This window comes from Streptomyces sp. col6 (assembly GCF_008042035.1).
Classification (GTDB): Bacteria; Actinomycetota; Actinomycetes; order Streptomycetales; family Streptomycetaceae; genus Streptomyces.
Map to the genome: position 1 here is coordinate 758,542 of NZ_RDBL01000006.1, position 10,650 is coordinate 769,191.

A 10,650-nucleotide genomic window follows, 5' to 3' on the forward strand; every position below is an offset into this window, starting at 1 on the left:
TACGGAACCCGGGCATGCGCGTGCTGCGGAACGTCGTTCCGATGAAAGCCCCGTACACGCAGCAGCGCCGCCGGGGGAGCGGCGGCGCTGCTGGTCGGGGCTGCCGGCGGGGAGGCCGGCGAGCGGTGGTTTACGGGAGGCCGTGGACGTGCGGCCCGACCGCGTTCGACCAGGCGTTGCCGGCCGTCGCGTCCCAGTTGGTCGACCAGGTCATCGCGCCGCGCAGACCGGGGTACGTCTTCGACGGCTTGAAGCTGCCGCAGCTCGTGCCCTTGGCCAGGCAGTCCAGCGCCGCGTTCACGACCGACGGTGCGACGTAGCCGCTGCCCGCGCCCCGGGTGGAGGCGGGGACACCGAGGCCGACCTGCGACGGGTCGAGGCCGCCCTCCAGCTGGATGCAGGCGAGCGCGGTGAGGAAGTCCACCGAGCCCTGCGAGTAGACCTTGCCGTCGCAGCCGAGCATCGAACCGCTGTTGTAGTACTGCATGTTGACGACGGTCAGGATGTCCTTGATGTTGAGCGCCGTCTTGAAGTACTCGCCCGCGGTGGACTGCATGTCGATGGTCTGCGGGGCCATCGTGATGACGAGGCCGGAGCCCGCCTTCTGCGACAGCGAGCGCAGCGCCTTCGTCATGTACGTGGAGTTGAGGCCGTTCTCCAGGTCGATGTCGACGCCGTTGAAGCCGTACTCCTGGATCAGGGAGTAGACGGAGTTGGCGAAGTTGGTCGCGGACGCGTCGCTGTTGACCGAGACCGAGCCCTTCTCGCCGCCGACCGAGATGATGACGTTCTTGCCGGCCGCCTGCTTCGCCTTGATGTCGGCCTTGAACTGGGCGACGGTGTAGCCGTTCAGGCCCGCCGAATCCAGGTTGAAGGTGACGGCACCCGGCGTGGTCGTCGCGTCGGCGAAGGACACCGCGATGATGTCGTAGTTCGCGGGCACGTCGCTGAGCTTCTGGACGGTCGCGCCGTTGTTGAAGTTCTGCCAGTAGCCGGTGACCGCGTGCTTGGGCACGGAGGTGCCGGGGTTCGGGTTGCCGCCCCCGTCCTTGGCCGTGCGGCCGCTGACGGTCGCGGACTTCACGGACTCACCGGCCGCGTTGGTGGCGGTCACCGAGAACTGGTACGCCGTGTCGGCGGAGAGCCCGGTGACGGTCGCCGAGGTGCCGGTGGAGGTGGTGGCCTTCACGCCGTCCTTGTACACGGTGTAGCCGGTCGCGCCGGACACCGAGTTCCAGGACAGGTCGATGGAGGAGGACGTGGTCGAGCCGACCGCGAGTCCGGCCGGGGCGCCGGGGATCGAGGGGCCGGGGTCGGTGCCGCCGCCACCGTCGGGGCCGGTGACCTGGACGTCGTCGGCGAGGTAGGCGGCCTGGCCGTACCAGCCGTGCGTGTACACGGTGACGGACGTGGTGTTCGGGCCGGTCGTGAAGCTGGTCTTCAGCTGCGTCCAGTCGCTGGAGCCCGGCGTCCAGGTCGACACGTCGGTGGTCCCGGTGCCGCTGGCGCCCAGGTACGTGTAGCCGCCCTGGACCCAGGAGCTGAGCGCGTACGTGGAGTTGGGCTTGACGGCCACGGTCTGCGAGCACTTGGCGTTGTCCTGGCCGGCCGGGGTGGCCTTGAGGGCGGAGGTGCCGCCGTGCACGGGGGAGGAGACGGTGGTGCCGGAGTTGCCGGTACACGTCCAGTTGGCGAGGCCCGATTCGAAGCCGGCGTTCTTGGCGACGTTGACGTCGGCGGCCTCGGCGCTGGTGACGAGCCCGGTGAGGGTCAGGGCGCCTGCCGCCACGACGGCCATGGCGGAGCCGAGGACCGGGCGGGTACGGCGTCTCCTGCGGCTCGGTGCGGGGGAACGATCCACTTGCTGCCTCCGGGGGGAGTCGGGGATACACGGGGGTGCCGGGGTGTGGAATCGAGGAACGGTGGCCACCGCTGGCCGATAAACTGGTCCAGACCAATCAAGTTGTCAAGACCTCTGGCGGTGTCCGGTCGTCCGAGGGTCGCGTGAACGGTCCTCAGCCGCCCCGGAACGCGTACCGGACCGAACAACCGGGCACCCGCACCGGTTTGCCCCGCGGGTGTGGTGGGAAGGGCTCAGCGGCCTTGTTCCGCGGGCTTCTTGAAAGTGTTCTCTGTCCTGTCGTACGTGGATAAAGTGCTCAGGCGGGAGCATCCGAGCGGAAGCGCCCGGCAGGAGCGCTTACGGCCGGCGGTACGCGGCGGCCCGAGGAACGGGGAACAGCGTGCCGACAGCCATAGCAGTGACCGGTGCCGGTCTCGTGCTGCCCCCGCAGGACCAGCAGACGCCCCCGGCGGCCGTCCTGCGCGCCCCCGGCGACCAGCCGCTCGGCGAGGCGCTGACCGACATGCAGCTCCTCCTGGAGCAGCACGGGCATGTCATCGCCGTCTATCCGTCCGGCATCCCGGCCGCGCACGAGCGCCGGCTGCACACCGTCCGCTCCGTGCTGGAGAGCGACCGGATCGCCCTGCTCAAATCGGATCTGCCGCCGCTCGGCGTGGCCGTACTGGTACGCCAGTTACGCCAGTTGTCCATCTGCGACTTCAGCGCCGGGGTGATCGCCTCCGCCGCCAGGCTGCTGTCCCACTACATCCACGCGGGGGCCCTGCTCAACTCCGTGACCAGGCTCGACCGGGTGCCGGTCGGCCTGAAGTCGCACGCCAAGTCCTGGGTGCCCGGCTCGCAGTTCGCGGTGCTCGCCAACCCGGAGCCCCAGCTGATCAGGGTCGGTACGGGCGAGCTGGCCGGCCCCCGGTTCGCCACGCACCTCCTCGTCGCCCGGGGGCAGTCGCAGTCGGAGTGGGTGACCGGGACGCTGGCCCCGGGCTGGCAGGTGGGGGCGGTGCACGAGGCGGTGCTGCCCGACGAGTCGCCCGGCTGGTGGGGCACCTCGAAACTGGTCGAGTTCGCCGCCTTCCTGCCCGACATCTCGCTGATCCATCAACTGGTTTCCTCGGTGCGCAGAGAGGCCTGCACGTGGTGCGGAAACGAACTCATCGGCGACCGCTGCGGGCTGTGCAACGCCCCGCTGAACCCGCCCGAGAGCCGCACGCGCGGCCCCGCCGCCCTGAACCCCTGAGGCCCCCCGGCTGCCCCGCTCCGTTCCGCCCGTCGGCCCACATATCCCAACGAGGTTGCTCCGCCCATGAACTCACGGCAACGCCGCGGCGTCATCCTGCTCCTCCTGTCGGTCCTGTGCGCCTTCGCGGCCTTCGCCGGTGTGCTCTCGGTGATCGGTGACGTGAACTCGAAGGTCGGCCCCGAGGTGACCGCGTACCGGGTGCGGACCACCATCACGCCCTACCGGCCCCTGGAGGCCGGCCAGTTCGAGAAGATCTCGATGCCGAAGCGCTGGCTCTCGCAGAACGCCGTCACCGACCTCTCCGCCCTCCGCGGCAAGATCGCGGTCACCGAACTGCACAAGGGCTCACTGCTCCAGGACGACATGCTGGTCGACCGCCCCAAGCTGGAGAACGGGCAGCAGGAGATCGCCATCATGATCGACGCGGAGACCGGGGTCGCCGGCAAGATCAGGCCCGGCAACCTCGTCAACATCTACGCCACGTTCGCGGGCCGCACCGACAAGGAGAGGTCCACCTCCCGCGTCATCGTCGCCAACGCCAAGGTCATCGACGTCGGCCGGCTGACCTCGCTGGAACCCAAGGCGGACGACCGCGGCGCCGGCCCCACCGAGGCGGTCCCGATCACCTTCGCCCTGAACACCGACGACGCCCAGCGCGTCGCCTACGCGGAGTCCTTCGCCGAACACGTACGCCTCGCCCTGCTCCCCGACGGCAGCCCGACCACCCTGCGTCCGGGCGAGGGCAGCTACAACCTCGACGAAGACAAGAACAAGTGAGGTCCGGATGAGCACACGCATCCTCCCGGCCGTCGGCGACGCCGACGCCGCCCGAGCCGTCTCCACGCTGCTCGGCCAGCTCCCCGACGCGGAGCCGGCCGCGCCGCTCGGCGACTCGACCTCACTGCTCGACACCCTCGCCCGGCTCGCCGCCGAATCCCTCGACGAGCTGCCCGAGGTCGTCCTCGTGCACGAACGGATCGGCCCGGTCCCGGCCCTGGAGCTGATCCGGGAGGTGGCCCTGCGCTTCCCGGCCGTCGGCGTCGTCCTCGTCACCGCCGACACGAGCCCCGGGCTCTACTCGGCCGCCATGGACTCCGGCGCCCGCGGCCTGGTCGGCCTGCCCCTCTCGTACGAGGAACTGGCCCAGCGCGTCCAGGCCGCGTCCGGCTGGTCCGTCGGCGTCCGCCGCCACCTCGGGGCCGGTGCCGAGGTCTTCACCGGCCCCGGTGGCACGGTCGTCACGGTCAGCGGCGCCAAGGGCGGCGTCGGCACCACCGTCACCGCCGTCCAGCTGGCCCTGGCCGCCGCCGCGTCCGGGCACAGCGTCGCCCTCGCCGACCTCGACCTCCAGTCGGGGGACGTCGCCTCCTACCTCGACGTGCAGTTCCGCCGGTCCGTCGTCGACCTCGCCGGCATCCAGGACATCTCGCCCCGGGTCCTCCAGGACGCCCTGTACAACCACGAATCCGGCCTCGCCCTGCTCCTGGCACCGGCCGAGGGCGAGCGCGGCGAGGACGTCAGCGACCGCGTCGTACGCCAGACGGTGAGCGCCCTGCGCCACCGCTACGAGGTCGTCGTCGTCGACTGCGGTACGTACATGAACTCGGCCAACGCGGCGGCGGTCGAGATGGCGGACCTGACCCTGCTGGTCACCACCCCGGACGTGATCACCGTCCGGGCCGCCAAGCGCATGGTCCGTCTCTGGGACCGGCTCCAGGTCCGCAAGGCCGAGGAGACCATCACCCTCGTCAACCGCCACACCCGCCACACGGAGATCCAGCCCGCGCTGATCGAGAGGATCACAGCAACCAGGGTCGCCAGGATCGCGGTTCCGGCGAACTTCAAGGAGCTCCAGGCCGTGGTCGACGCCGGGCGCCTCCAGGACCTGGACGCCAAGTCCACGGTGAAGCAGGCCCTGTGGGCGGTCGCCGGGGATCTCGGTCTGGTCAAGAACGCGGAAGGAGCCACCCGAGCGGGCAGAACGAAGGGAGACCGCGCCCCGGCCGGCGGCCGGCGGGGGCGGGCGAAGTGAACCTGCGGCGACCGAGGGGGCGCGTTGCGTCATGAACCTCCTACCAGCGGACCGGCGACGGGGGACGGCGGCGTCCGCCGCGCACGCCCGGGGTGACCGGGGCCAGACCGCCGTCGAGTTCGTCGGCGCCCTGCCCCTGATCCTCGTCACCCTCGCCCTGCTCTGGCAGGCCGCGGTGGTCGGCTACACCTACGTCCTGGCGGGGAACGCCGCCGACAAGGCGGCCAGGGCCGCCGCGGTCGCAGAGGGCGGCCGGGCGGCGGCCTGCGAAGCGGCGGCGCGCGAGGACGTCCCCGGCGGCTGGAGCACCCAGGTCGACTGCGGCGGCTCCGGCGAACTGGTCACCGCGACCGTACGCATCGACGTACCGCTCCTGTTCCCCGGAGCGTTCAGCCTGCCCATGCACGCGACGGGCGAGGCCAAGGCGAGGAACGAGGGGCGTGACGCGTGGTGAGGCGACACCCCACGGATTCCCGGCAACGCGGACAGGCCGTCATCGAGTACGTGGGCGTGCTCACCCTGCTCCTCGTCGTCGCGCTGGCCGTCGTCCAGCTGGGCATCGCGGTGTACGCGGCCCAGCAGGCGGGTACGGCCGCGCGGACGGCGGCGCGGGTCGCCTCGACCGACGACCAGACCTACCGGGCGGGCACGGTGGCACGGGAGTCCATGAGCGGCTGGCTGGCGGACGGTGCCACGGTCACCTCAGGGGGCGGTGGCGATTCCGTCACCGTCACGGTCCGGGTCGCCATCCCCAGCCTGCTGCCGATGTTCTCCTTCGGCTCCGTCGAGAAGAGCGCCACCATGCCGAGCGACTGACCCGGAACCGACCATGCGGCCACAGGAAACGAGGGAGTCGAGCACATGAGCCTGCGGGCGCGCATCACCAGTCCCGAACCGGCGAACGGGATCAGCGAGGAGAGCCGGCTCGTCGGCGCCTACCGCGCCAAACTCCTGGAGGAGATCGACCTCGCGGAGATGTCCGCCCTCGCCGCCGCCGAGCGCAGGGCGCGGCTCGAACGCGTCCTCGGCCACATCATCAGCCGCGAGGGCCCCGTCCTGTCCTCCATGGAACGCTCGCAGCTCATCCGGCGGGTCGTCGACGAGGCCCTGGGCCTCGGCATCCTCGAACCGCTCCTGGAGGACGCCTCCATCAGCGAGATCATGGTCAACGGCCCCGAACAGGTCTACGTGGAGCGCGGCGGCCGCCTCGAACTCCTCCCGATGCGCTTCTCGTCCAACGAACAGCTGATGCAGACCATCGAACGCATCGTCTCCACGGTCAACCGCCGCGTGGACGAGTCGAACCCGATGGTCGACGCCCGGCTCCCCTCGGGCGAACGCGTCAACGTGATCATCCCGCCGCTCTCCCTGTCGGGACCGATCCTCACCATCCGGCGCTTCCCCCGCGCCTTCACGCTCCAGGAGATGATCACGCTCGGCTCGCTGGACGAGCACATGCTGGTCCTGCTCGCCGGCTTCGTCCGCGCCAAGTTCAACGTGATCGTCTCCGGCGCCACCGGCACCGGCAAGACCACCCTGCTCAACGCGCTCTCCGGACTCATCCCCGGCGCCGAACGCATCGTGACCATCGAGGACTCCGCCGAACTCCAGCTCCAGCAGTCCCACGTCATCACGCTGGAGAGCCGGCCGCCCAACGTCGAGGGCAAGGGCCGGGTCACCATCCGCGACCTCGTCCGCAACTCGCTGCGCATGCGGCCCGACCGCATCATCGTCGGCGAGGTCCGCGGCGGCGAGACCCTGGACATGCTCCAGGCCATGTCCACCGGCCACGACGGCTCCCTCGCCACCGTCCACGCCAACAGCGCCGAGGACGCGCTGATGCGGCTCCAGACCCTCAGCTCCATGTCCGAGGTCGAGATCCCGTTCGCCGCGATCCACGACCAGATCAACAGCGCCGTCGACGTGATCATCCAGCTGACCCGGCACGGCGACGGCTCCCGCCGCATCACCGAGATCGCCGTCGTCGACTCGTACGGCCGCGAGGACTACCGCATCGTCTCCGTCTGCCGCTTCGAGGCCCTCCCGATGGCGGCGGACGGGCGCGTGTACGGGCGCTTCGCGTACTTCCCGGTGCCGCGCCGGGTCGCCGAACGCTTCTACATGGCGAACGAGGCCGTCCCGGTGGCCTTCGGAGTCGCCGAGACCGACGACCACCTCCTGGTCCGCACCTCCACCGCCTAGCGCCTCCCGCCCCCGGCACCGTCCCCCCGTCCGCCGCTCACCCAGAAGGCCCTCCCCGACATGGACAACCTCCCGCTCCTGACGGTCGGTGTGACCCTGCTCGCCTGTGTGCTCGCCGTGGTCGGCCTGCACGTCCTCGCCTCGGGCAGGGAACAGCAGCGGGCACTGATCGACCGCCTGTCCCGGACCGGGCCACCCGCGCTCACGGGCCGCGTCCGCCGCTTCCGTGGCGTCGACCGGCGGCTGCGCAGGACCCGCCTGGGCAAGCGCGTCGAGCGGAAGATCGCGGTCACCGGCCTCGACCTCACCCCGGGGGAGTACGTCGTCTACGTCGCGGCCGCCCTGCTCGGCCTCTACTTCGTCACGGCGTCCGTCTTCGCCCCGTTCTTCGGGCTCCTGGCCGTCCTCATCGGTGCCTGGGGCGGCAACGCCTTCCTCAACTGGCAGCGCGCCAAACGCACCGAGGCGTTCATCAACCAGCTCCCCGAACTCACCCGCGTCCTCGCCAACGCCACCCAGGCCGGACTCGCCCTGCGCACCGCCATCTCCATGGCCGTCGAGGAACTGGACGACCCCGCCCACGAGGAGCTGCGCCGGGTCGCCGACCGCCTGGCCATCGGCCACTCGCTCGACGACGCCCTGAACGAACTCGTGGAACGGCTGCCCTCCCGCGAACTGACCGTCCTGGTCTCCACCCTCATCCTCTCCAACCGGGCGGGCGGCACCATCGTCTCCTCGCTGCGCAACCTCACGAACACGCTGGAGGAGCGGAAGGAGACCCGGCGCGAGGTCACCACCCTGCTCTCCCAGGTGAAAGTCACCGCCGTCGCCGTCCCCGTCCTCGGCCTGATCTTCCTGCTCGTCATCAACGGCATGCGGGGCGGCGCACTCGACGACATGGCCGCCGCGACGCCGGGCCGCATCGCCATCGTCGTGGCCGCCGGTCTCTACGGCCTCGGCTTCTTCCTCATCAACCGCCTCACCCGCGTCCGTATCTGACGGCCGGAAAGGGACGAGGAGACACAGATGGAATACCTGCTCGCGGCCGTCGTCGCACTCGCCGTACTCGGTGCCTTCCAGGGCATCCGCATGTACCGCGCCGAGGCCAGGCTCCCCGGCGACCTGGCCATCGCCCTGGAGGTCGGCGCCAGCCGCACCAGCGCGGCCGGCTCGGCCATCGACCGGATCGGCATGCCCTACGCCCCCCGGGTCCTGTCCATGATGGGCCCCAAGCGCGTCGACCGGATCCGCCGCAAGCTCGACATGGCCGGCAACCCGCGCGGTCTGACCGTCGACCGCTACGCCGCCCGGCGCGCGGTCTACGGCGGCCTGGGCATCCTGGCGGCCCTCGCGATGCTGATGAACGGACAGGTGGTCCTGGCCATCGTCCTGCTCGTCTACGGGCTGTTCTGGACGGACGTGATCATCCGGGCCGCCATCAGCCGGCGCAAGGACGACATCGAACGCACCCTGCCCGACTTCCTCGACGTCCTCGCGGTCGTCGTCTCCGCCGGACTCGGCTTCCGCCAGGCGCTGGAACGGGTCTCGGAGAAGTACACGGGGCCCTGGTCCGACGAACTGCGCATCACCCTGCGCCAGATGGACATGGGCGTCAGCAGGCGCGAGGCCTTCGACCAGCTCCGCCGGCGCAACGAGTCCGAACAGGTCTCCATGTTCGTCTCCGCGCTCCAGCAGGGCGAGGAGCTGGGCGCCCCCATCGTCGACACCCTGATCCAGATCGCCAACGACATGCGGCGCACCGACGCGCAGAACGCCCGGCGCAAGGCGTCCAAGGCCGTCCCCAAGGCCACGCTGATCGTCACCAGCTTCATGCTCCCGGGCACGATCATCCTGATCGCGGTCGGCTTCTACTACGCGGCGAACGTCGACATCGGCGAGGTCTTCGGCAGCTGACACGCACGGACACACCGCCGCGACCCCGCCACGAGGAGGTGAGAGGACACCATGGCCCCACGACCGGCCGGCCCCGCCCTGACCGGCGGCCCCGACGCGACGACACCGGCGAGCTCCCCCGGCCATGTGCCACCCCTGCCGATCCAGGTCAACGCCCTCCAGGCCCTGTGCCGCCAGCTCTTCGGCTTCCGGCTCGCGATGACCGCGCTGGCCGCCCCCTTCGCACTCGCCGCGGTCCACGACGAACTCGGCAGCTGGCTGGCCGGAGCCGCGGTCCTGGTCACCGTCATGGTGTCGTACGTGCTGATGCGCGACTGGGAGCGCTTCGGGCCGTTCCTCCTGCGCCACCCCTCGCTGCTCGCCGCCGACATGCTGTTCGGCGCGCTGCTGCTGTTCGCGGCCGGTCCGGCGTCGACCCTCTCCTACGTGTCCGTGTGCACCCCGCTCCTCGCCGGCCTCGTCTACAGCTGGCGGGGCGGGGCCGTCTTCGCCGCGCTGCAGACCCTGCTGCTGGCCGCCGCCTACGGCATCAGCGAGACGGACGAGGCCGACGCGGCGGCGCTCCTCATGGCCGGCCTCTGTGTCATGGCCGGCGCGGTCGGCAGCACGCTGCGGGGCCTGCTCCTGCGGTTCGGCGCCGCCTCGCAGGCCCTGACCGAGACCCGGGCGCGGCTCGCGGTCAGCGGGGCCGTGGAGGCCGAACGCGCCCGCCTCGCCCGCGAGATGCACGACTCCGTCGCCAAGACCCTGCACGGCCTCGCCCTGGCGGCCGAGGGCCTGGCGCGCACCGCCGACCGGTCGGACCCGGAGACCGTCCGCCACCGCGCGGAACTGGTCGCCCGCTCCGCCCGCCGGGCCGCGGCCGAATCCCGCGAACTCCTCTCGGACCTGCGCCGCGAGTCGGGCCTCGACGGCGGTGTGGACCTCCTCGGCGAACTGGCCGCCCGCACCGCCGACTTCGAGCGCAGGTCCGGCATCCGGGCCGTCTTCCGCCGTCTCGGCGAGGGCCGGGTCCCGCCCGTCCCGCACGCCGTCGCCCGGCACGCCCTCACCATCGCCGCCGAGGCCCTGGAGAACGTCCGGCAGCACGCCCGCGCCGGCCTGGTGGACGTCTCGGCCGGCCTGGTCCGCGACGTCGTACGGATCAGCGTCTACGACGACGGCGAGGGCCTGCCGCCGGGCACCTCGCTGGCCGCCCTGCGCAAGGCCGGCCACTTCGGCCTGGTCGGCATGGTCGAGCGGGCCGCGTCGATCGGCGCCCGCATCCGCATAGGGCGCGGCCCCGCGGCCCGGGGCACCGAGGTCCGTCTCGACCTGTCCCTCGCCGCGATGGACCTGCCCCCCACCGTCCCCGCGCCCTGAGAGGAGGCCCGCGCCATGCCCGACGCCCTGCCCCACACC

At 71.4% G+C, this 10,650-nt stretch carries 10 protein-coding genes; 9 read left to right on the forward strand and 1 reads right to left on the reverse strand.

Features of this window, described 5'->3' with window-relative positions; genetic code table 11:
- Positions 1 to 130: 130 nt before the first annotated feature.
- Positions 131 to 1,798, reverse strand: coding sequence for a chitinase (locus tag EAO73_RS07570; RefSeq protein WP_147971442.1), 1,668 nt, complete (start codon positions 1,796 to 1,798; stop codon positions 131 to 133).
- A gap of 463 nt (positions 1,799 to 2,261) precedes the next feature.
- Here EAO73_RS07570 and EAO73_RS07575 point away from each other — a divergent pair, with 463 nt between their 5' ends.
- The 9 genes from EAO73_RS07575 (at position 2,262) to EAO73_RS07615 (ending at position 10,611) form a co-directional block, all read left to right on the forward strand.
- Positions 2,262 to 3,098 (forward strand): hypothetical protein, encoded by an 837-nt coding sequence (locus tag EAO73_RS07575; RefSeq protein WP_147971443.1) that lies wholly within the window; start codon positions 2,262 to 2,264, stop codon positions 3,096 to 3,098.
- 66 nt (positions 3,099 to 3,164) lie between these two features.
- Positions 3,165 to 3,878, forward strand: coding sequence for a Flp pilus assembly protein CpaB (gene cpaB, locus EAO73_RS07580; protein ID WP_147970638.1), 714 nt, complete (start codon positions 3,165 to 3,167; stop codon positions 3,876 to 3,878).
- Between the two features lie 7 nt (positions 3,879 to 3,885).
- Positions 3,886 to 5,133, forward strand: a complete 1,248-nt coding sequence (locus EAO73_RS07585; protein ID WP_147970639.1) for an AAA family ATPase — start codon at positions 3,886 to 3,888, stop codon at positions 5,131 to 5,133.
- A gap of 31 nt (positions 5,134 to 5,164) precedes the next feature.
- Positions 5,165 to 5,587 (forward strand): TadE/TadG family type IV pilus assembly protein, encoded by a 423-nt coding sequence (locus EAO73_RS07590; protein WP_147970640.1) that lies wholly within the window; start codon positions 5,165 to 5,167, stop codon positions 5,585 to 5,587.
- Complete coding sequence (locus EAO73_RS07595) at positions 5,581 to 5,949, forward strand: TadE/TadG family type IV pilus assembly protein (protein ID WP_147970641.1); 369 nt, start codon at positions 5,581 to 5,583, stop codon at positions 5,947 to 5,949. Before EAO73_RS07590 ends, EAO73_RS07595 begins: the two co-directional genes overlap by 7 nt.
- Before the next feature lie 45 nt (positions 5,950 to 5,994).
- On the forward strand, positions 5,995 to 7,335 hold the full coding sequence (locus EAO73_RS07600; protein ID WP_147970642.1) for a CpaF family protein: 1,341 nt from the start codon (positions 5,995 to 5,997) through the stop codon (positions 7,333 to 7,335).
- Positions 7,336 to 7,395: 60 nt separating this feature from the next.
- Positions 7,396 to 8,334 (forward strand): type II secretion system F family protein, encoded by a 939-nt coding sequence (locus tag EAO73_RS07605; protein ID WP_147970643.1) that lies wholly within the window; start codon positions 7,396 to 7,398, stop codon positions 8,332 to 8,334.
- 27 nt (positions 8,335 to 8,361) lie between these two features.
- Positions 8,362 to 9,249: a DUF5936 domain-containing protein gene (locus tag EAO73_RS07610; RefSeq protein ID WP_147970644.1), complete on the forward strand. Its 888-nt coding sequence runs from the start codon at positions 8,362 to 8,364 to the stop codon at positions 9,247 to 9,249.
- Between the two features lie 51 nt (positions 9,250 to 9,300).
- A complete protein-coding gene (locus EAO73_RS07615) occupies positions 9,301 to 10,611 on the forward strand; it encodes a sensor histidine kinase (RefSeq protein ID WP_147970645.1) in 1,311 nt (436 codons plus the stop codon).
- The last annotated feature ends 39 nt before the right edge of the window (positions 10,612 to 10,650 follow it).

Excerpts from the sequence above, each read along its gene's own strand:
- EAO73_RS07585 (WP_147970639.1), top strand. The coding sequence starts at position 3,886 with ATGAGCACACGCATCCTCCCGGCCGTCGGCGACGCCGACGCCGCCCGA.
- EAO73_RS07590 (WP_147970640.1), top strand. The coding sequence starts at position 5,165 with ATGAACCTCCTACCAGCGGACCGGCGACGGGGGACGGCGGCGTCCGCC.
- EAO73_RS07600 (WP_147970642.1), top strand. The coding sequence starts at position 5,995 with ATGAGCCTGCGGGCGCGCATCACCAGTCCCGAACCGGCGAACGGGATC.
- EAO73_RS07570 (WP_147971442.1), bottom strand. The coding sequence starts at position 1,798 with ATGGCCGTCGTGGCGGCAGGCGCCCTGACCCTCACCGGGCTCGTCACC.
- EAO73_RS07610 (WP_147970644.1), top strand. The coding sequence starts at position 8,362 with ATGGAATACCTGCTCGCGGCCGTCGTCGCACTCGCCGTACTCGGTGCC.
- EAO73_RS07615 (WP_147970645.1), top strand. The coding sequence starts at position 9,301 with ATGGCCCCACGACCGGCCGGCCCCGCCCTGACCGGCGGCCCCGACGCG.
- cpaB (WP_147970638.1), top strand. The coding sequence starts at position 3,165 with ATGAACTCACGGCAACGCCGCGGCGTCATCCTGCTCCTCCTGTCGGTC.
- EAO73_RS07605 (WP_147970643.1), top strand. The coding sequence starts at position 7,396 with ATGGACAACCTCCCGCTCCTGACGGTCGGTGTGACCCTGCTCGCCTGT.